This window comes from Candidatus Tisiphia endosymbiont of Micropterix aruncella (genome assembly GCF_965178575.1).
Classification (GTDB): domain Bacteria; phylum Pseudomonadota; class Alphaproteobacteria; order Rickettsiales; family Rickettsiaceae; genus Tisiphia.
This window is the reverse complement of record NZ_OZ238268.1, coordinates 1,397,643-1,418,601: the sequence shown is the minus strand read 5'-3', so window position 1 is coordinate 1,418,601 and position 20,959 is coordinate 1,397,643. Positions and strand designations below refer to the sequence as shown.

Annotated in this window: 14 protein-coding genes and 4 pseudogenes; 3 read left to right on the top strand and 15 right to left on the bottom strand. The window is 32.1% G+C overall.

The window, feature by feature from the left end; all coding sequences use genetic code 11:
- Nucleotides 1-251: 251 nt before the first annotated feature.
- Entirely contained in the window at nt 252-2,498 is a 2,247-nt protein-coding gene (locus ACN1AG_RS06885; RefSeq protein ID WP_417904833.1) for a tetratricopeptide repeat protein, read from the bottom strand.
- A gap of 812 nt (nt 2,499-3,310) precedes the next feature.
- Between ACN1AG_RS06885 and ACN1AG_RS06880 the strand changes: the two genes are divergently transcribed.
- Nucleotides 3,311-4,201, top strand: coding sequence for an IS982 family transposase (locus tag ACN1AG_RS06880; protein WP_367363772.1), 891 nt, complete (start codon nt 3,311-3,313; stop codon nt 4,199-4,201).
- A 157-nt stretch (nt 4,202-4,358) separates the two neighbouring features.
- Here the strand turns inward: ACN1AG_RS06880 and ACN1AG_RS06875 are convergent.
- Nucleotides 4,359-4,718 (bottom strand): annotated as a pseudogene (locus tag ACN1AG_RS06875) (DDE-type integrase/transposase/recombinase); the annotation flags it as partial.
- A gap of 971 nt (nt 4,719-5,689) precedes the next feature.
- Between ACN1AG_RS06875 and ACN1AG_RS06870 the strand changes: the two are divergent.
- Nucleotides 5,690-9,946 (top strand): palindromic element RPE1 domain-containing protein, encoded by a 4,257-nt coding sequence (locus ACN1AG_RS06870; protein ID WP_417904832.1) that lies wholly within the window; start codon nt 5,690-5,692, stop codon nt 9,944-9,946.
- 16 nt (nt 9,947-9,962) lie between these two features.
- On the opposite strand, the gene ACN1AG_RS06865 is transcribed toward ACN1AG_RS06870, so the two are convergent.
- From ACN1AG_RS06865 to ACN1AG_RS06835, 7 genes and pseudogenes are all read right to left on the bottom strand, one after another.
- On the bottom strand, nt 9,963-10,328 hold the full coding sequence (locus tag ACN1AG_RS06865) for an IS630 family transposase (protein ID WP_417904831.1): 366 nt from the start codon (nt 10,326-10,328) through the stop codon (nt 9,963-9,965).
- Between the two features lie 135 nt (nt 10,329-10,463).
- Nucleotides 10,464-10,646 (bottom strand): hypothetical protein, encoded by a 183-nt coding sequence (locus tag ACN1AG_RS06860; RefSeq protein ID WP_417904830.1) that lies wholly within the window; start codon nt 10,644-10,646, stop codon nt 10,464-10,466.
- Entirely contained in the window at nt 10,618-10,926 is a 309-nt protein-coding gene (locus ACN1AG_RS06855; RefSeq protein WP_417904829.1) for a helix-turn-helix domain-containing protein, read from the bottom strand. The genes ACN1AG_RS06860 and ACN1AG_RS06855 overlap by 29 nt, the downstream gene beginning before the upstream one ends.
- Nucleotides 10,926-11,689 (bottom strand): IS5 family transposase gene (locus ACN1AG_RS06850; protein WP_417904828.1). Its coding sequence is split into 2 segments (ribosomal slippage): nt 10,926-11,354 and nt 11,357-11,689, totalling 762 coding nucleotides; the frame shifts between segments, so codons are not numbered across the junction. The genes ACN1AG_RS06855 and ACN1AG_RS06850 overlap by 1 nt, the downstream gene beginning before the upstream one ends.
- A 457-nt stretch (nt 11,690-12,146) precedes the next feature.
- Nucleotides 12,147-13,018: pseudogene (locus ACN1AG_RS06845) on the bottom strand (IS982 family transposase).
- A 102-nt stretch (nt 13,019-13,120) separates the two neighbouring features.
- Nucleotides 13,121-13,246 (bottom strand): hypothetical protein, encoded by a 126-nt coding sequence (locus ACN1AG_RS06840; protein WP_417904827.1) that lies wholly within the window; start codon nt 13,244-13,246, stop codon nt 13,121-13,123.
- Between the two features lie 37 nt (nt 13,247-13,283).
- Nucleotides 13,284-13,403: pseudogene (locus ACN1AG_RS06835) on the bottom strand (IS982 family transposase); the annotation flags it as partial.
- A gap of 80 nt (nt 13,404-13,483) precedes the next feature.
- On the opposite strand from ACN1AG_RS06835, the pseudogene ACN1AG_RS06830 reads away from it, so the two are divergent.
- Nucleotides 13,484-14,747, top strand: a pseudogene (locus ACN1AG_RS06830) (IS256 family transposase).
- A gap of 230 nt (nt 14,748-14,977) precedes the next feature.
- Here ACN1AG_RS06830 and ACN1AG_RS06825 read toward each other — a convergent pair.
- From ACN1AG_RS06825 to secA, 6 genes are all read right to left on the bottom strand, one after another.
- Complete coding sequence (locus ACN1AG_RS06825; protein WP_417904826.1) at nt 14,978-15,241, bottom strand: hypothetical protein; 264 nt, start codon at nt 15,239-15,241, stop codon at nt 14,978-14,980.
- Between the two features lie 80 nt (nt 15,242-15,321).
- Nucleotides 15,322-15,612 (bottom strand): hypothetical protein, encoded by a 291-nt coding sequence (locus ACN1AG_RS06820; RefSeq protein WP_417904825.1) that lies wholly within the window; start codon nt 15,610-15,612, stop codon nt 15,322-15,324.
- 92 nt (nt 15,613-15,704) lie between these two features.
- Nucleotides 15,705-16,157 (bottom strand): transposase, encoded by a 453-nt coding sequence (locus tag ACN1AG_RS06815; RefSeq protein ID WP_417904824.1) that lies wholly within the window; start codon nt 16,155-16,157, stop codon nt 15,705-15,707.
- A 105-nt stretch (nt 16,158-16,262) separates the two neighbouring features.
- Nucleotides 16,263-16,529, bottom strand: coding sequence for an IS110 family transposase (locus ACN1AG_RS06810; RefSeq protein WP_417904823.1), 267 nt, complete (start codon nt 16,527-16,529; stop codon nt 16,263-16,265).
- 488 nt (nt 16,530-17,017) lie between these two features.
- Nucleotides 17,018-17,893: an aminoglycoside phosphotransferase family protein gene (locus tag ACN1AG_RS06805; RefSeq protein ID WP_417904822.1), complete on the bottom strand. Its 876-nt coding sequence runs from the start codon at nt 17,891-17,893 to the stop codon at nt 17,018-17,020.
- Between the two features lie 216 nt (nt 17,894-18,109).
- Complete coding sequence (secA, locus tag ACN1AG_RS06800) at nt 18,110-20,842, bottom strand: preprotein translocase subunit SecA (protein ID WP_417904821.1); 2,733 nt, start codon at nt 20,840-20,842, stop codon at nt 18,110-18,112.
- Nucleotides 20,843-20,959: the final 117 nt, after the last annotated feature.

The following is a 20,959-nucleotide window of genomic DNA, read 5'->3' as shown; positions in this document are numbered from 1 at the left end:
TACATCTAGACCTATTATTTTATTCATAGTAGAATCTCCTTCATCTTATTGTGCAAGGCTACTGCATTGCAGCACCTTCTACAATTTGTTCAAAGCAAACTTTCTAAGAGGATACTTATTCTGTCTACGACTCTTTCAGTCCAAAACCCATCAAGTCACCCTCTTATAACTACTTATAACATGTTTTTAAGATATAAGACCCATTTCAGTGAATAAACTAGATTGACTTTTATAATTGCTGGTTGACACAACTAATGCTTAATGATCTTGGTCCACAAATCCATATCATATTGTTTGCAATATTCAATCATATCAACGGTATTAGGATGGTGTATGCCAAACTCCTTAATTTGTGGCTTGCCAAAGAATTTATAATTATATAAATCTTTGCTTTTACAGGCAGCTTTTGTTCCATGATTATATAAATCACTCATTTGGGCAACATTTTTACTTCTATTTCCATATAAATGATGAAATATAACAAACGCTTTTTTATATGATTCTATGGCTTGTTTAAGCCTATTTTGGGTAAACAAAATATCACCTTGTACTACATAACTATCTGCTAAATAACGATTTTTAGAATAATTTGTGTTCTCTGAATTGTTATTGTCTTCTGCTAACAACATGGGGATAGCATTATTAATATATTCATAAGCTTTATCTACTTTACCTAAACCTAATGCACTTTTTGCCATTATTATATAAATATATCCTAATATTTCTTTATCTTTATACTCATTTTGTATGAAGTTATATAATGATTGAATCTGATTATAAGCTTCTTGATATCTACCCAAAAAATTTAACAATTCTGTTCTATACGCATAAACTATAAGAGCGTATGGGTCATTAATATGCTGTCCATTTTTTATAAATATTTCAATAACTTTATCTATACATTCTAAAGCTTCTTTATATTGACCTCGCCTCTCAAATAATGTACCTTTTATAATATATATTGTATATATTTCATCTTCTTGCATTACTCCTGGTTTTATTAACTTTTCTATCTTTTTAAGAAGTTCTTCAGCTAATTTAATTTCGCCTAAAGATGCATAAGCTATAGACATATTATAGAGAACATTCAATTTAAGAGAATAATTAACTTCATCATCAAGTTTATCTAAAACCTTTAACGATTTAGTAAAATAAAAAATAGAGGTTTCAAAATTGCCTAATATTTTTCGTTGAAACACTCCTATTGTTCTTAAGTATATAGCATAATACAATTTTTGTGATTCAGACATTTGCCACAATTTAAATTCTTTATCTTTTTGATTAAACCAATCAATCATTTGTTGGACTTTGCTAATATTGTCAGTGTTTACATATAGAGAAAATAATTCACTTCTTAAACTAAGAATTGTATATATGTTAATATTATATTTTTCGGCATTTTTGAGAAGGCTCTCTAAATTTACTTGTATAGTTTTAGTGCTTTTCCACAAATATCCTGAATAAGTTCCTTGTGATTTAGGTAATTTGCTAATAATATTTTCTAAATATATTTTATTACTATTGCCATTTAGTTCCATTATTTTATTGCTAATTATATCATGCATTTCAAAAATAGGATTATCCTGATTAGAATCAATATTGCTAATCAACATAAACTTAGATAATTGGTATATATCATCATCTAGAGTATCCTTGTTATCAATAATTATAGCAAGTAATTGTTTTGAGAAACTTTGGTTATTTATCAAAGCTATTTTATTAAGTAAATTTACTGCACTAGGTTTTAATTCTTGAATAGCCATGCTGATATTTGTTGCTATTTTATCAGTTGATTGATAAATTTTCTTTTTATACTCTTCTTTATCTAGACCTTTAATTTTATTGAGTAATTGAGCCCCCTGAACTATAAGTATTGGATAACCACTAAAAGATTGCGTTAAAAATTCGATACTATTTTTATCCTTATTATCCAATAAACTATTAGCCAAAGCTACGATAGTAGGTTTATTAAACAAGGTCATTAATATAACATTAGGTAATCTCTCGTTATTTTGAGAACAAAACACCACATTACCATTATGTTCCCAATCAATAAAGTTCTGAATTTTTTTATTTTCATTAACTTTTAAATTATCAAACACCAATAACCATTTACTAGTAGAAGTTAAATATGACATTACTTCTTTTTTGGCTAGAGTTATTGCTTCAGATATATTAGTTTGTTTAACCATATTGAGTTGTTGGGCTAATTTAACAAATTGTTCATTAAGGTCTAGGTTACAATCAAAAAACCAAATTAGATCATACTTATTTTTATTCTCATAACTATACATCCTAATTAATTGAGTTTTACCTATACCGCTAGTACCCACTATACTTGCTTGTCTATATTTATCTAAATGTTTCTCAAGAATTTTAAGTTGCTGCTCATGATTGACAAAATAACTAACTGGGGTGATTAAATTAGTTATTTGTTCTTTTGCTAAAGTTCTAGTATTAATGATTAATAATATGATTAATAGTAAAAATTTTTTCATATAATAAAACTGTTGAAAAATAAATTATGCCCTAACGGTACGTATAAAACATATTATACGAAATAACTATAAAGAATAAGCAAGAATAACTCAACTTAAATTTGAATATTAATAATAAAAATTATTAAAAAGCAGGAAAGTTTGTTTGTTAATTCTGAACTAAATTCCACTAACCTAGTATGTGCGTCAAGATAAGGTGCATTAATCTTATGGGTGAAAGTCCTGTTATGGAAGGAGTAGCTAGCTCCACCATATAGCGAGTCTTGTGCTGCTGAAGGTAACGACAGTAGTAAAGCGTAGACAGCGAAACAATCGAGCCGAAACCAAAAGGTGAACGTGATAGCCCCGAAATAGTCGGTAGTAGTGAGAGCTGATACTTTATACAGGGTAGTAAGCAATAGAATACTGGAGGTTATAACTAGCAAATCCGAAAGTATTTAATCACCGGGGTCGCAGGCCACAACTGTCGAAAGTTCGAAGGGGATAATATTTTCAGCTCCACCAAGTTTGGATTACCGCCACAAAAAAGTACAATATCTTTAATAAGTTCCCTCTCAATGAACAAAGTAAACTTTAATAACGCCATCTTAAATCCTGTTAGTTTATTACTAATTTTAAAAATTATAAACAAAATTGCTGCTATTAAAATGCAATATAAATATACCTGCATTCCATTCATATTATGACTGACAAAATTCTTAAATTACGTCAGTTCGGGATAAGATATAGATGAAATAGTAATAGATAAAAGGATTGTCAAAAAGGAGTGCCTGCAGTATTTATATTTTTAAACAAAAAAACAAACTACAGGCATGAAAAAAGATATCACAGAATTATATAGTTTTATAGATGATTTTTGTAAAATTTATTTGGAGTATGAACAGAGAAAGTTATTACCATCAAATAAGCAGAGAAATCGCTGTTGTAGCATGAGTTTAAGTGAAATGTTAACAATAATAATTATGTTTCATACATCCTATGCTAAGAATTTTAAATTTTTCTATAAAAGTTATATAGAGTGCATGCATAAGGATGATTTCCCTAAAGCCTTGAGTTATAATAGATTTGTTGAATTAATGGCACGATTATTCATACCGCTAAATATGTTGATTCATTTGTTGTTTGGTGAAGAAACAGGTATTTATTTTATTGACTCTACAACGATTAAAGCTTGTCACAATAAAAGGCGTTATAGCAATAAAGTTTTTAAAGGATTAGCCAAACATAGTAAATCCTCTATGGGGTATTTTTATGGTTTTAAATTACATGTAATAATCAATAATAAAGGGGAGTTTATGGCATTAAAAGTGACCAAAGGCAATGTAGATGATAGGGTTCCAGTACCGGAGTTAACAAAAAGATTAACTGGAATTATAGCAGCTGATAAAGGTTATATTAAGCAAAATTTGTTCTTAAATTTATATGAAAGAGGCTTAAAAATGATTCATGGAATTAAGAAGAATATGGAAAATAAATTAATGGATTTGAAAGAAAAAATCTTACTTCGAAAGCGTAACTTAATTGAAACAGTTTTTGATTATCTAAAAAATAAAATGAACCTTGAACATACTAGACATAGATCACCAATAAATGCCTTTGTCCATATATTATCTACTCTTGTTGCTTATTCATTAAAGAAAAATAAACCTTCAACAAAATTTGATTTTAATCTACATGTTCTCAATATCCTTATCCCGAATTGACGTGTAGGTTGGATTCCCACCAACTGTAATTTATCCGCTTTGCCTAGCACCATCATCCTCTAACTCTTTAATCTGCTCGAATTTCATTACTACTTCAAATCAGATATTTATAACACCATTCTACATCATTGTCTAGTTTCGAAAGAAGTCTATTGTATTCATAGCAAATACGATCAAAAATATGCATCCAAGCATGCTTATCTACTGTTCTGTTAGTAAATTGAATACCATTATCTGTCAAAATAGTATGAAGTTTATAAGGTATAGCTTTAATTAAATTACGAAGAAATTGTGCTGTTTCTGTCTTTGTACATCTTGGTAAAAGTTCTACATACACAAACTTTGAAGTGCGATCAATAGCAACAAATAGACAGAGTTTACCTTCTTCTGTTTTGACTTCAGCAATATCTATATGGAAATAACCAATTGGATAAAGTTTAAACTTCTTCTTGGTTTTGTTATCTCCTTTTACTTCCGGTAACCTACTAACATTATGGCGTTGAAGAAGTCTGTGTAATATTTGTCCCATAATTCCTCTCTTGATGGTAATTCTTTATAATATACACCATTACACCCTGGGACTAAACACCAGATTTATACCGTTCGTTTATTTTACAATCAACTAATATTTTCCACCTATAGCTATTTTTTAGATAAACCATTTTCTTTTTTTTATCTCTCTTTTCTTCACCCACCCTACCTAAATAACCCTCTTAAGGAACATTCTGCTGCCTATATAAAGCTTGCCAATAAAATAAACTATGTAGTTACAAGTGAGGTTTTAGCATTTACAGCTGGAATTCCGATAGGTGCACTTGGGCAAACTAGGTAAACCTAGTTTGCCTGTGTTCAAAGATTCAGTTTTTGTCATTGCTATTACCAAAAACTTACGGCTTAGATAGTATGGCAATATATCACTGTAGCAAATCAGAAGTACAAAAAGTAGGGGGTACTTATGTATGTTTATTACATATTTTTATATATAATCTATTTTGAAATTTACACACTTTTTTGGATAGAAGCACTGGATTTATGATAGAATCATAATAGTCTAATTTAAAGTATCTAAAAATACAGAAGCAAATGCTTGTACCAATTCAGCATCAAACCAATAATATTTACAACTAGCAGAGCTTAAAAGTATCTAGAGCTGTTATGTTGTTAATTAGATAGTGATTTGGTATTACTTGTTTTTTGATCATTATGAAACAATTAAATTATTTAACCAACTAAAAATTGACACCTTAATATGAAGTGGATTTTAGAAATGAAACAAGTGATTTATGTTAGATTGGTTTTCTATAAATATATTTCTACAATTTTATGCCTTTTTTGTGCTAGAAGCCTGTCGGAGAATAGCGAATTTACCCTAATTAATGATCAATTTTATAAAACAAGCCTTAGGGGGTAAGGTAAATTTTCTTATTTTTTAAGATATTTTCTATTTTACGACAGACTCCTAGGCTCATAGCTACCTAAACTTAAATTATGAACTATCAAGATATTATTGCAGCATTAAGAAATGATCCTAATTTTGATGAAGCAAAAATTAAGGAGGCACTTAATTTTGCGATAAAGAATCACAGAGATAATAATCAGCAATTCATAGAAATAGCAAAAACCATCACCTCAGTATACCCTGACACCAGTTCTACTATTGCAGCATTACTGTTCTTTAGTTTTGCAAAAGCTAACTTAAAGACAGCTAAAATTCAATGTTTTAATACCGAAATATCTAAGCTATTTAATGCATTAACTAAACTTTTTCAAATTTACAACACATGTTCTCACAATACAACACAGGAAACTTTCAAGTTATTATTATCATTAGAACCTGATATAGGAATAAGGATATTATTAATCAGATTTGTATATTTACTGAATCAAATAATATTTGATTCAAAAGTATCAGATATTGAATATTATTTAACTAGCGATGAAATAAGTAATATCTATGTACCATTATTTCAAGAAGTAACAATAGAGAACATTAAAACTGCATTGCAAGATGGTTGTTTAACAATATTACAGCCACAGTTACAAGAATTGATAGTCACTTGTTTAACAGAACAATATCCCAATCAACAACAGTTAGTTATTAGCACCATTAATACATTGCATGATATTTTATCTGTTTTAGACATAGCATATACCATATCTGGAAGAGTTAAATCTTGTTATTCTATTGCTAAGAAGATAGTACAGAAGTCTTGTAAAGTAACAGAATTATTTGATATTATTGGCATTAGAGTAATAGTAGAGGAAGAAGGTCAATGTTATAAAATATTGGATACTATTTATAATAATTATAAACATATTCCAAAACGATATAAGGATTTTATTAAGTTTCCTAAGAAAAGTGGTTATCAATCACTACATACGGTAATAGTTAAAGATTCCCAGAAGATAGAAGTACAAATACGTACTAAAATGATGCATCACATTGCACTATTTGGTAGTGCATCACATTTGCAATATAAAATGCCGTCAATAAGAACTAACGTTACTCTACATAGTGTTTATGATCTATTAAATAAATATATATTAGATATATTAAATCCATTTACTATCAACATCAGACTGAAGGCTGTTAGAATAGCTAATGAGTCAGTTGCTCTAAGATCAGAGGTGACATGGTTAATAACACAAGATATTGAGGTATCACAGTTGCATTACCGATTTTCCTACCAAGAACATGCTGCATATTATGTTGCTGAAGTTATAACAGTTAATATCATTGAAGTAAATCAACTATCTCGACAGTTAGTTAATATTGATGACAGGATAGATATAGATGCTGCTAGGACGTCACAGATTCAAGAGCAATATTTAGCAAATATACGAACTAACTATCAAGATCATAATCAACAATATGCTGAAATCTTACTCACCGATCTACCGCTTGATAATATGGATAATGATTACAGGGTTAATCAGAGTGTCCAAAACGCTAAGAAATCAAATACCTTAGAAGTAATAAAGAATAATGCAACAATAATACCAAACCCATCAATAGAACTATTAGAAAAGCTATTGCCTCCAGATATATCTCAAGAGAAATTAATCACCCACTATCAAGATATTGACTGGTATGCAGAGTTAATATCATTAAAATCTAAGACAAGCTGTGCAAATGCACAGAATGATTGTAGTGTGCCAATAAGCATTGAAGCTCTTTTGCAATTTGCTTCTGCTAGGGAGTTGAAAGGAGATACGGAGCGTGAAATTACAACATACATAGATGTAGCTGAAGATTTATGCCCCGCCTCGAAGACAAAATTGTCAGCAGCAATAGATTTACCAAAGATATCTATTATACTTCCTGCAAAAGTCACTTATGTGCAAGGATTTGAAAGAGACTCTTCGCCTCAAACCACAGCGTACTCTAGTGTATGTGAGGATTCGAGTGCCACATCATTGTCCAAATTACCAGTAGAAATAGAGTTTTGCAGGGATTCTATTAAATCAGATAACACACCGAACTACATCAACACAACTGTATTGGTTAATGAAAAACTAGAGGAACATAAAATTAATTTTGGTGACCAAAATAATCATGATCTTAATAAAGACTCATGGAACATTCCAATTAAAACAGTTGCCTCTATACTACAAAAAAATCCCATTACTATTGATCTTCGAGACGAGAGAATAAAGGATTTAGACATTGAAACACTTATTTCTCTACTAAAAGAGCATAATATTACGCACTTAACTCTTAATACTAATGATAAATCTTATAAGATATTTAAGACATTTATTTCTCTACTAAAAGATACTAATATTACACACCTTAATCTTGAAAATAACGACATAAGCAAGACAGAGATTGAGATACTTGCTCCTGCACTCAGAGACACTAAAATTACACAGCTTAATCTTGAAAATAACGACATAAGCAAGACAGAGATTGAGATACTTGCTCCTGCACTCAGAGACACTAAAATTACACAGCTTAGTCTTGGATATAATGACATATATGACGAAGAATTTGAGATGCTTGCTTCTATACTCAAAGATACTAATATTACACACCTTAGCCTTGAACATAACTACATAACAGAGATTGAGATACTTACTCCTGCACTTAGAGACACTAAAATTACGCACCTTAATCTACAAGCCAACCAAATAGCAGAAGATTGTGCTAAAACACTTATTTCCATATTAAAAGATACTCAAATTATAGATCTTAATCTATCATGTAATGATATAGGAGATACTAGTATACCAAGTGTTAAAGATGATACACTTACTTTACCACAAGATACTAAAATTACATATCTTGACCTTGGATATAACAGTATGGGCGATGCAGAAATTAAGTCACTGGCCTCTATACTAAAAAACACTCAAATTATAGATCTTAATCTTGCATACAACTATATAGGAAATTCAGGAGCAACAGAACTTGCTTCTGTCTTAAAAGACACTAAAATTACAAAGCTTAATCTTGCATACAACTATATAGGAAATTCAGGAGCAACAGAACTTGCTTCTGTCTTAAAAGACACTAAAATTACAAAGCTTAATCTTGCACACAACTGTATAGGAAATTCAGGAGCGATAGAGTTAGCTTCTATATTAAAAGATACTGAAATTACAGAGCTTATTCTTGACGGTAACCTTATAGATGATACAGGAATTAAGGAACTTATTTCTATACAAGAAAATACTAAAATTATCATTAATTTTAAAGGTCAGTATAAGGTGATAGATAATAATATGACTCCTTATGATGAGGATAATACTCAACTAGTAGATACAGATAGTGGATATGGTGATAGTGTATGTGAAGAATTGGTTACACAGGATGAAGAGTCATGTAGCATTCCAATTAAGATAGTGGTTTCTATGCTACAAAAAGATCCCAACATGACACATCTTGATCTTCAAAACAATTGCATAGACGATTCAAATATTGAGAAACTTGCTGATATATTACCAAAAACTAATATTACACACTTAAATCTTAGCAATAACAAAATATATTATAAAGGATTTAAGACACTTGTTTCTATATTAAAAAATACTAGTACTACCCACCTAGTTCTTAAACACAACTGCATCAACACATTCGTCCAACAGGAGCTTCATTTTATTGAGGAATGTGAGTCTATATTAAAAAATACTAAGATTAAAATTAAATATCTTGATCTAGAAAATAATGCGGATAATAATTTTGATATTACAGTTCTTACTTTTATATTCAAGTATATTGAAGTTGAAGAACTTAATCTAGCATGCAACCGTATAGGAGATGATAATGATAATATGCAGCAACTTGCTAATATATTAAAGGATACTGAGATTAAACATCTTGATCTTCAAAACAATCGCATAGACGATTTAAATATTGAGAAACTTGCTGATATATTACCAAAAACTAATATTACACACTTAAATCTTAATGATAATGAAATAACAACTAAAGGAGCGAAAATACTTATTAATATATTAAATAATACTAAGATTATAAAGTTGGATTTTAAGCATAACCATATAGCAGATAAAGATATAGTAACTGATCAGAAGGCAGGAGGTTGTCAAATTGATTTTGATGATCAAAAGACTATTTATCCTGAGAATTTTTATCCTAGTAATTTTCCTAAATTACAAAATATTACATCATATTCGTTGTACTCCCCTATATCTCAAGTAGCGGATAAAATTTACTATTCACCGAATTACAATTATCAAAAAAGGTTAGAGGATGAAAAGAGTGAACTATTAGGAGAGATATAGTATAAAATACATTGAATTAGGTGACAAAGAACATAGAAATAGCTTCGAATAATTTACTAGTTTCTGTTATCTTATTTTTAATCCATTTTTTCATATTAGCCCAAAATTTTTCTATTGGATTTAAGTCTGGTGAATATGGGGGTAAAAAAATAACCTTACAACCTACTGATTCTATTAATTCTTTCGTCTTCTTTGATTTATGGAAACTAGCCTTATCTAGTACTACAACCTGTCCTGCTTTTAATTCTTTAATTAAAAACTTCTCAACCCAATTATTAAATAGTTCTGTATTACAAGTTCCATTAAACACAAAAGGGGCTATCGGCTTATTATTTACCAAACCAGCTATGATATTAGTTCTTTGATACTGTTTACACGTCAATTCGGGATAAGGATTAGTAAAAATGCTTTAGCTATAACTAATACAAGATTTTGGATATGTATAAATTGCATTTCTGTGAATTCATACATTAATTGCTCTTCGTAGTGTATATATGTCTGCTATTTTTACTAATCCTTATCCCGAATTAACGTGTTTACCACTTTTTTGTCCAACCAACAATTCTCCTATCTTACCCCAACCTCTATCTTGGCAAATGGTCCTATCTATACCACTCTCATCAAGATACACCATTTGCTCTTTGTCATATTTACTGACCTTTTCTAAATATTCAGATCGTTTCTCTGCACTTGCTTCCAAATAGCTGAAGGTTTTTTTTATAACTATAGCCTAACTTCTTTAATATTCTTCCAACTTGAGTGCCTGTAATCCCAAATTTCTTACCAATATCTTTTAGCGTAATATTTGAATTATTTTTGACAAATTCTTCTAATTGTTGCTTGTCAACTTTACTTTTAAATCCTAATCTCGCTTTTGCTAATATTGTTCCTTCTTTTTTCTTCCTTACCTTCCAACGATTAATTGTATTCTTGTGTATATCAAATATCTTAGCAGCAGATATTTGACTAGGGTGTGTCATCAATTGAGCCAAATTACCATGGAAGCCATATAAACAGCACCCAAAAAGTTCTGAGATGTTTTGTCATATCGTGTTGCGATAGCTCTATATTGCTTCAATTTTGCAAAAAAGTTCTCAATCAAATGCCTAGCTTTATAGAGGTTCTTATCATACTTAGCTGGATTCACACGATTCTTCTTTGGGGGAATCACAGCTATACATCCCTTATCTTTCAGCTTATCTCGCATACGTGCATCGGCATCATAAGCCTTATCAGCAAGTACAGCATCCGCTTTCGTCAATTCATTCATCAAAACATCAGATCCTTGCAAATCATGAGCTTGACCCGGGGTAAGATGGAATCCCGTTGGATTCCCTAGAGCGTCACATGTGGCATGGATTTTAGTACTCAGCCCCCCTTTACCTCGTCCAATTGCTTGGTCATCCTCTAACTCTTTTTTTTAGCACCAGCACTATGTTGATGACTCCTAACAATGGTTGAATCAATCATGGCATACTCGTTATCAGCATCTTCAGCCAGCATCTCAAAAACCTTTTTCCACACACCTGTCTTGCTCCACCTTGAATGACGTAGGTGAATCACTCGAAAATCTCCAAAACGTTCAGGTAGGTCTCTCCAAGGTATACCAGCCCTATATCGATACAAGACTGCTTCTACAAATAGGCGATTATCCTTGGCTGTTACACCAACAGACTCTTCCCTTCCAGGTAGGTTATCTTTAATCCGATCCCATTGATCGTCACGTAGAGCATATCGACGCATAGAGAAAATTTATTCTTAATTTTTTCTCTATTACACAACAAATAAACGCTCCTGTCAACTTAATTGATGACACGCCCTATTACCTTTTTCTATATAATTTATTACTTTTTCTCTTAAATCTTGACTATATGGGCTTGTTGACATTTTTTTCTCTTATTTATATCATATAAACTCACCTAATTCAATGTCTTTCACTATATCTATGACTGAAAATTAACATGAGTTTACTAGACTAGGACGTGTCCTCAATTAAGCCAATACTACCTCTAACTACAATGAAAGAGGATAATTTCTCCTAACTTTGTCTAACGATACTACCTTTGGTTGATATTCTGTCCGTATAGCATTCCATTTTATCCCATATTACCCCAATTCGGGATAAGGTTATAATTTAGAGGGAAGTCGAGATTGCAATTTATAGAAGGTTTATTTTTCTTAAGAGAATAGGCAACTAACGTCAATTCGGGATAAGGTTATAATTTAGAGGGAAGTTGAAATTGCAATTTATGGAAGGTTTATTTTTCTTAAGAGAATAGGCAACTAGTGTAGAAAGTATATGAACAAAAGCATTTATAGGTGATCTGTGTCTAGTATGCTCAAGGTTCATTTTGTTCTTTAAATAATCAAAAACTGTTTCAATTAAATTACGTTTTCTTAGCATAATCTTCTCCTTTAAATCCATTAATTTATTTGGCATATTTTTCTTAATCCCATGCACCATTTTTAATCCTCTTTCATATAAACTGACGAATAAGTTTTGCTTAATATATCCTTTATCTGCATACATAACTCCAGTTAAACCATCTGTTAACTCAGGTACTGGAATCCTATCATCAACGTTTCCTTTAGTCATTTTTAATGCTATAAATTGTCCTTTTTCATTAATAATTAAGTGTAACTTGAACCCATAAAAATAACCCATTGATGATTTGCTATGTTTTGCTAGCCCCTTAAATATTTTATTACTATATCGCCTTTTATTATGGCAAGCCTTGATTGTCGTTGCATAATAAAATAACTACCTGTTTCCTCGCCAAATAACAAATGCATAAGAATATTAAGTGGGACAAACAATCTAGGCATTAACTCGACAAAACGGTTATAGCTCAATGCTTTTGGGAAATCACCTTTGTGGATATATTCTATACAAGTCTTATAAAAATATTTAAAGTTTTTAGCATAAGAAGTATGATACATTACCATAATTGTCATAATCTCGCTTAAACTCATATCACAACGGCGATTCCTTTGTTTTTCTGTTGGTAATAATTTCTTTTTTTCGTATTCATACGTTAATTCGGGATAAGGATTAGTAAAAATAGCAGACATATATACACTACGAAGAGCAATTAATGTATGAATTCACAGAAATGCAATTTATACATATCCAAAATCTTGTATTAGTTATAGCTAAAGCATTTTTACTAATCCTTATCCCGAATTGACGTATTCATAGTAAATTTTACAAAAATCGTCTATAAAACTATATAATTCTGTGATATCTTTTTTCATGCCTGTGTTTATTTCTTTTTCCACAAAAACATTTATCACAGGCATTAACTCCTTGCAACTCTTATATCTACACTATTCTTTCTTATCCCTTATCCCGAATTGACGTAACTAGTGTAGAAAGTATATGAACAAAAGCATTTATAGGTGATCTGTGTCTAGTATGCTCAAGGTTCAGTTTGCTCTTTAAATAATCAAAAAGAGTCTATAATATAGTTTGTGTAAGTTGCAAAAGAAGCAGTAAGAGATTACTGTAAAAAGAAGTAACTAAAATAAAGGGAAATTATGGCTAAAGAAATAGGTAAAGATAAAGAAAAATTAAACATAAGTAATCATCTAGTAGAAGAATTATTATCAAAAGCAAACCCATCAGAGTTATTTGGTCGAGATGGTTTATTTCAACAGCTAAAGAAACAAATAGTTGAGAAAATATTAGCAAGTGAGTTAGATCATGAATTGGGCTACTCAAAACATAGTAAAGTAGAAAAAGTAGATAATAATCGTCGTAATGGTAGTTATGAGAAGACAGTAATTGATGATGATGGTCGTAAGTTGACATTAGAAGTACCAAGAGACCGGGAAGGTGAGTATAATCCACAATTAATACCAAAAGGGCTGAGGAGATTTAATGGATTTGATGAGAAGGTAATTTCACTTTATGGTAGAGGAATGACAGTCAGTGAGATTCGTGGTCACTTAGAAGAAATATATCAAACTGAAGTATCTAGTGATTTAATATCAACCATAACAGATGGAGTACTAGAGGAGGTAACTAGGTGGCAAAATCGCTGTTTAGATAGGATATACCCAATATTGTATTTGGATCGCATATATGTTAAATCTAGGGACAATCATATAGTAATAAATAAAGCTGTATATTTGGCAATTGCGGTTAATATAGAAGGCAAGAAGGAGTTATTGGGCATTTGGATAGGAAAAAATGAAGGCTCTAAATTTTGGATGCAAGTAGTAACTGAATTAAAGAATCGAGGTGTAGAACAAATTTATGTTGCTTGCGTTGATGGTTTAAAAGGCTTTCCTGAGGCTATCAGTAGCATATTTCCTGCTACTATAGTACAACTATGTATAGTGCATATGGTACGCAATTCAGTAAAGTACGTGTCATATAAGGATTTAAAAGAGGTAACATCAGATTTAAAACAAATTTACACGGCAAATAACGAAGAAATGGCTCGTTTAAAACTGCAACATATTTAGTATAAAATGGGATAAAAAATATCCAGTAATTTCTGATATTTGGCAGCGTAGTTGGTCAGGAATAATACCATTTTTTGCCTTTCCTGAGGAGATTAGAAAGGTGATTTATACCACGAATACTATAGAATCTATAAATCGTCAAATTAGGAAAATTATTAAAAATAAAGGTGTATTTCTAGATGATAAATCAATTCAAAAGATAATATTTTTAGCCTTACAAAATGCGGCTAAAAAATGAACTATGCCTATAAAAGATTGGTCATTAGCTTTAAATCAATTTGAAGTACTTTGTGGAGATTTTAAATATGATTTATTGGAAAATAAAAAATGAACTTACACAAAAAAAATTATTGACTCAATTATGCTCTCTACCTCATTGCTATAAAGATGTTGCATTAGTCCTCTTATTGCATCATGACACCCTATTCCCATTCTGAAACCATAGGAACATTCTAGGAATATTGGCTCATATATACTTTCAAGCACCTTGTGCATCATCTTCTGACATATTTTATCTTCAAAGTTGCTGATACCTAAAGTTCTAGTCTTGCCATTGCTTCCTTATTTCGGTATTTTTACCTCTCGAATATTGCCTGGTATGTAAGCCATCCTCTTTAATTTATCAACTAATTTTCCAATATTTTCTGTAAGTTTTAAGCCATAATTAGTTTTGTTTACTCCGTCTACTCCAGTTGCTTTCCTAACATCCAGCTCATGATAGCAAACAGCAAGTGCATCCTCACTAAACAAATGCATGAGATTGTTAAATCTCTTATTTTTATCCCGTGAAGATAACCATGCTAAGAGAGTAGACGCACCAGTCACCCAGTACGCCCCTCGTTAGAACCATCATCGTGCGGTTTTCCCGCAATGGGTTCAAGATAAATTCGTTCACTTCAGTAGTATCAGAAAAGTTTATGGCATACTCTCACTCTCGGAAGCGGGTTAGCTAATAGAAATAGCTGAAATTTTTCCCAAGTAAAGGACTTCTTTTGGCTTCTTCGGTTTAGCCATTTAAACATGATCTGCACTGTACGGTACAAAAAAGTCTCTATTCTTTTTATATTAAAGCTCACACCATAATATTGAATATGACCCTCTAGTTTGATACAGAATTTCTGCCATATTGTTTTGAGCTTATATTGATTTCGAACCTCTTTTGCCCACTGGTTAACCTTCTTAAGTTTTGACCTCATTCTTTTTCCTTCAGTCTTTAATTTTGGTATTTTACGTTAGCATCCGTAATGGAAGTCAATAAAAAAATAGTAACTTAACATAAATTTTCATTCTAGGAAGAATTATTTTTTACAATAGAGTGCATAAAAGCTAGTAATTTGTGCATAACAGCAACAAGAGCAAGTTTTGCTGGTTTATGTTTAGCAATTAAGTGGTCATAAAAATTGCGTAGGTGCTTATTACATCGTAAGGCAGCTACTGCAGCCATATAAAGAACTCTTCGAAGATTACCTCTACCTGCAAAAATACTTCTTCTACCTTTATAACTACCGCTTTCTCTAGCAAAAGGAGCAAGACCTACTAAAGATGTTAACTGCCTAAAAGTAATATTGCCAAGCTCCGGTGCTTCACATATTACAGTGCTAGCAAGAGTAATGCCAACTGCTGGAATAGAAGTAAGCCGATCAATTTTATCCTTTATTTCTTGATCTTGAGAAATTAATTCTTTGATACTATCCTCAATCTCTTGTAATTGTGCTGTTAAACTAGCAATATGCTGGTTCAAAGATAAAATGACGACAGCATTAAACTCTGTATCCTGCCTAGCAATTTCTTGATTCTTAAATAGTAATAATTGTTCTCTTCTTTTTAATAAAGCATGTAACTGTTGTTAACTATTACTATCATAAGTAACATTCACTGGTAAAGCAAAGCACGTTGCATAATCATGCAACAATTTACTATCGATATTATCAGTTTTAGCAAGCCATCCTTTAGCTTTAGCATAACTACGTACTTTATTAGGGTGTACTGTAGCAAAAGGCAATTTATTTATTTTTAAAAATTCTCTTAAATTATGTTCATATCCACCAGTAGGTTCAAAGACAACATTTAATTCAGATAAGGCAGTATAGTGTTTATTAATGGTGCTAAGCATAGTAGTAAAGCCTTGTTGATCATTGGTAACTTCAAAAAGCCTTGTTGGTAGCTGGTATATAGATACTTAAAGTTTTTTTACTAACGTCCACACCAATATAAGTTGTTGCCATATAGAGCCACATGATTTATATTAATAATAGGATACGCTACATACTCATACGCAAGGTTTAAACCTTATGACATCCGTTCGTAGTCTTTATCCAAACAGGATGGGTCTTTGCTCAGGTACGAAGTCTTTAAAATTCAAAGCTTCAATTCGAGATACAGTTTACCCATCCTACCACTATATATAACTGATCACGTTATATTTATCATGGCTTTTTTATTGTATGAATTCGATGTAACTTGTTATCAGTATCATCCCTGTTAGGCAGGGTAATTATAGAGTAGGCGTAAGTGGTAACGCTTACGTCTACTCTATAATTACCCTGCTGCTAGGGTTGATGTCATCGAAGGTGCTTAGAATAATAATTATTTTTATATTGTTTAGTTATGTCTGTAATCTGTAAGCACTTCATCAATAATACGCCATGATTGTGTGACTTCTGCAGCATTTGTACCCGGGAGGCCTGCTGCTACAATCAAGGCCTTCCATAATGTCCATGCACGACCGCGAGCCCAAGTGCCAGCATCTAACGGAAGCATTGTTCGAAAGATTTCCCGACTTTTTCCTTGAAACAACGTCCAAGTAATCGCCAAATCACAGGCTGGGTCGCCGATCCCTAGCCCTCCAAAATCAATGACAGCACTTAACTTTCCTCCTTGCACTAACAGGTTGCCGGTGCTGAGGTCACCATGAATCCATATTGGTGAACCTTGCCAAGTAGTAGTAAGAGCTTCTTCCCAAATTTTAGTAGCAGTGCTGACATCGATCTTGTTACTTAATTCAGAGATTGCTTGTCGTGTCTCAGTGTCGTAGATCGTTAGAGATCCACCACGATAGAAGTTATGTAAGTCTGGCAGAGGTCCGTCCGTGGGATCAATGCTTTGCAGAGCGATGAGAAATTGTGCGAGACTGGTTGCGAAGTCACCTAGGTCGGCTATGTGTGCAGATGTAGCAGTTTCGCCCTCAATCCAGCGATAAATAGACCATCTCCATGGGTAGCCCTCACCAGCTTCTCCCATTGCTACAGGCAGTGGAATTGAAAGTGGCAGCAAAGATGCCAACCTAGGCAACCACTTTTGCTCTTTTTCTACCTGTATTGCATACCTCTCAGCACTTGGCATGCGTACAAGCATGTGCTTACCCAAGCGAAATGTTCTGTTGTCCCAACCACTAAGTTCAACCGGTTGAACAGGCAAATCTCTAAATTGTGGAAACTGGGTGGCTACTAGGCAACTCACAAGTTGGCTGTCTATCATTAGTTATTTACCTATCATTAATTTCTTATTATGGGATCAGTTTGTAGGATTAGTTCATAACACTCCCATATTTCTTAATAGCCTTCCTGTCTATTTCTTTAGATTCCGCTACCTGCGCGGGAATGACATAAACTGCCATGAATTGTAGCCTTCAGAAAAAAACTTGATTATCGAGTTTACACCAACTATTGATTGTGACCTTATAAATTGCCCTGCTTATTCATTACTTCCGTGACAATATTTATATTTCTTGCTAGAACCACAGGGACATAACTCGTTTCTAGCCACTTTTCCCCAGCTTGATGGGTCTGATTGCACTCTATCCTGTGGATTGACTTGAGTTTTGATGGTTTTAAGTTGAGTTTCAATACTAACACCAGCATTATATTTATTAAAAGCTGGGTCCTCTCTAGTTTCTCGCATTGTCTTTTGAAGTTTTTTATTTTCCAAAGACATTGACTCTTTTTTAATATGGCTAGTATCCATATGGAGGTGACAAACTCTTTGGATAAATAATTCCTTCAAATTATCGAGCATTTGTTCAAATAAATTGAAAGCTTCTCTTTTATACTCGTTAAGAGGATCTTTTTGGGCATAAGCCCTTAGTGATATACCTTGTCGTAAATGATCTAAATTATGTAGGTGATCTTTCCATACTTGATCTAAAGTTGTTAGTAAAATATACTTAATTGCGTCATTCATCAAGTTAACGCTATATGCTTCATCTTTTGCTTGGTACAAGTCATTTACCATTTGTACAACGTTAGATACCACCTGTACTTCGGTAACATCAGCTTTTGTTATAGATTCATGATGTAGTTTTATAGCAAAAATACGCTGCAACTCTCCTGTTAGAGCGTTTATATCCCAGTCTTCTCTATAAGAACTAGGTGGAATAAAAATTAACACCACTTTTTCCACTAGTTCTTTTGTCATGTTAGTTAAAAAATCATGTGCATCTTTTGACTTAATGATGTCACTGCGCTGTTCATAAACTATCTTACGTTGATCATTCATAACATCATCAAAACGTAATAAATTTTTACGTATTTCGTAATTATGTCCTTCAACTTTCTGTTGAGCTTTTTCAAGTGAACGACTAATCATAGGGTGATGGATTGCTTCACCATCTTTTAAACCTAACGTTCTTAAAACTCCGGAAATACGGTCTGAGGCAAAAATACGCATCAGATCATCTTCTAAAGACAAGAAAAATTTTGTATTGCCTGGATCACCTTGTCTACCAGCTCTTCCTCGTAACTGGTTATCTATCCTACGACTTTCATGCCTTTCAGTACCTATAACAAATAATCCTCCAGCCTCTATTACACGCTGCTTCTCTTCAGATATCTGCTCTTTTATTTTTACTATTTCTAATTCATATTGCTCTTTTGGTAGGTTCTTTAGAGATAGTTGTTCTATTAGCATTTCTGGGTTACCGCCAAGCATAATATCTGTACCACGACCTGCCATATTTGTGGCGATAGTCACAGCCTTAAATCGTCCAGCTTGAGCTATAATAAATGCTTCCTGCTGATGAAATTTTGCATTTAAAACATTATGAGTTATTTTATTTTTGGTAAGTAAGTTAGAAATTTCTTCAGACTTCTCTATACTAACCGTTCCAACCAAAACAGGTTGACCACGATCATAACATTCTTTTATTAATGTTAGGATAGCTTCATATTTATCTTGTTTACTGCCATAAATCTCGTCATCATAATCAACTCTAGTGATTGGATTATGGGTAGGAACAGCAAGAACATCAAGATTGTATATGTCTTTTAGCTCTGCAGCTTCGGTCATTGCTGTACCAGTCATGCCTGATAATTTGGGATAATTCCTAAAATAGTTTTGGAAAGTAATAGAAGCCAAGGTTTGATTCTCATTTTGAATTTGTACATGCTCTTTTGCCTCTAGTGACTGGTGTAAGCCTTCGGAATAGCGTCTACCTTCCATAACACGTCCAGTAAATTCATCAATAATCATAACTTTTCCATCGCGTACTAAATAATCAACATCACGATTGAAGAGGATATGAGCTCTTAATGATTGATTGATATAATGAACCAAACTTAGATTTTCAAAATCATAAAGGCTTGAATCTTTTTCAATAAGACTATTAGCTACAAGCATTGATTCTACATGAGTTATACCATGCTCAGTAAGATTAACTGTCCGTAATTTCTCATCTTTTTCGTAATCTTCATCTTTAAACTGACGAACTAATTTATCAATTGTGCTGTATAAATCCGAGCGATCGTCTACTGGACCTGATATAATTAGCGGAGTTCTTGCTTCATCAATTAAAATTGAGTCAACCTCATCAATAATAGCGAATTTAAAAGGGCGAAGTACCTTAGAGTCTTCACTATATTTCATGTTATCTCTGAGGAAATCAAATCCAAGCTCGTTATTAGTTGCATAAGTAATATCTGCTCTATAAGCGTTACGTCTATCATCATCACTGATATTAGCGATGATACAACCAACAGATAACCCTAGGAAATTATGAATTCTTCCCATCCACTCAGAATCACGTTTTACTAAATAATCATTTACCGTAACAACATGCACCCCTTCACCAGTAAGAGCATTCAAATATGCGGGTAATGTGGCAACTAAAGTTTTTCCTTCTCCTGTACGCATTTCAGTAATCATACCACGGTGCAATATCAATCCACCAATTAGCTGAACATCAAAATGCCTCATCCCATAGACTCTTTTTGAAGCTTCTCGTACAACAGCAAAAGCTTCATAAGTTAAGTCATCTAATGACTCACCATCTTTTAATCTTTGCCTAAATTGCTCTGTTTTATTTCTCAAATCATCATCAGAAAGTTTTTGTATTGAAGGCTCGAGCAAATTAATTTTTTCAATTTCTAAAGATAGTTTTTTTATACTTCTATCATTTGCTGTGCCGAATAATTTTTTAAGTAAAGAAAGCATTTATATCCTAGATTCAAATAGTAAATATCCTGTAAAATATGATATTTTATGATATTTATCAAACAAATTGTAAATAGCTGTTGACGTAGAAGGGTTATCCTTATAAAATCCAGCTAT

Coding starts and splice junctions, on each gene's coding strand:
- ACN1AG_RS06820 (WP_417904825.1), bottom strand. CDS start 15,612: ATGAGGTCAAAACTTAAGAAGGTTAACCAGTGGGCAAAAGAGGTTCGA.
- secA (WP_417904821.1), bottom strand. CDS start 20,842: ATGCTTTCTTTACTTAAAAAATTATTCGGCACAGCAAATGATAGAAGT.
- ACN1AG_RS06805 (WP_417904822.1), bottom strand. CDS start 17,893: ATGATAGACAGCCAACTTGTGAGTTGCCTAGTAGCCACCCAGTTTCCA.
- ACN1AG_RS06870 (WP_417904832.1), top strand. CDS start 5,690: ATGAACTATCAAGATATTATTGCAGCATTAAGAAATGATCCTAATTTT.
- ACN1AG_RS06855 (WP_417904829.1), bottom strand. CDS start 10,926: ATGACACACCCTAGTCAAATATCTGCTGCTAAGATATTTGATATACAC.
- ACN1AG_RS06885 (WP_417904833.1), bottom strand. CDS start 2,498: ATGAAAAAATTTTTACTATTAATCATATTATTAATCATTAATACTAGA.
- ACN1AG_RS06840 (WP_417904827.1), bottom strand. CDS start 13,246: ATGCCTGTGATAAATGTTTTTGTGGAAAAAGAAATAAACACAGGCATG.
- ACN1AG_RS06880 (WP_367363772.1), top strand. CDS start 3,311: ATGAAAAAAGATATCACAGAATTATATAGTTTTATAGATGATTTTTGT.
- ACN1AG_RS06810 (WP_417904823.1), bottom strand. CDS start 16,529: ATGCTTAGCACCATTAATAAACACTATACTGCCTTATCTGAATTAAAT.